This window comes from Streptomyces sp. MB09-02B (assembly GCF_033794485.1).
Lineage (GTDB): Bacteria > Actinomycetota > Actinomycetes > Streptomycetales > Streptomycetaceae > Streptomyces.
Window position 1 is genome coordinate 1 of the sequence record NZ_JARGEE010000937.1, and the last position, 868, is coordinate 868.

General features: G+C 76.2%; 1 protein-coding gene. It reads left to right on the top strand.

Annotated features, from left to right (window positions below):
* Positions 1-868: IclR family transcriptional regulator (locus P1P70_RS45190; protein ID WP_413471702.1), on the top strand; the 868-nt coding region annotated here is incomplete at both ends.

Below are 868 nucleotides of genomic sequence, written 5' to 3' on the forward strand. Positions count from 1 at the left end.
CGGCCGGCCCCGCCTCCCCCTCCTCGCCCGCGCCCGCGCCCGCCGAAGCCGTCGCCCCCCTGATGCGCGGCATCACCGTGCTGCGCCGGCTCACCGAAGCGGACGGCACGCTGAGCCCGAGCGCGCTGGAGAAGGCGACCGGGCTCGCGCGTTCCACCGTGGACCGGATCACGGCGACGCTGGCCCGCATGGGCTACGTACGACTGGACGGCCGTGACGCGGTCCTCGCCCCCCGCCTGATGGAGCTGGGCAACGCCTACCTCGCCGCCATCCGCCTCCCCCGCCTCCTGGACGCCCACGCGGACGCCCTCGCGGACGAGCTCGACGAGTCGGTGTCCCTGGCGGTCGGCGACCTGGACGGCGTCCGCTTCATCCACCAGGCCACCCGCCGTCGCGCGATGTCCCTCAGCTTCCGCATCGGCGACCTCCTCCCGGCCGAACGCACCGCGCCCGGCCCGCTGTTCGCCACCGAGTGGGGGCCGGCCGACTGGTCCCGGTGGCGCGCCCGCCGCGTGGCCGACCCGGAGGGCCGGGGCTTTCCGGCGGTGCCTCCTCGCGCCGGCGCCTACGACGACTTCGAGGACCGTACGGCACGGGCGGGCGCCCAGGGGTGGGCGCTGGACGACCAGTTGATCGAACCGGGGCTGGTGGCGGTGTCCGTACCCGTACGGGATCCGCGTACGGGACGGGTGGCGTGTGTGGCGAGCGTCGTCAGCCACACGAGCCGGCACACCGCGGAGTCGCTGCGCTCGACGCTGCTGCCCCGCCTTCGGGCGACGGTGGCGGAGATGGAACGAGAGCTGCGGGAGTCGGCGGAGCCGCGGGTGGGTGCCGCACGGGTGAGGGGCACCGGGGCAGGGGGTGCGGT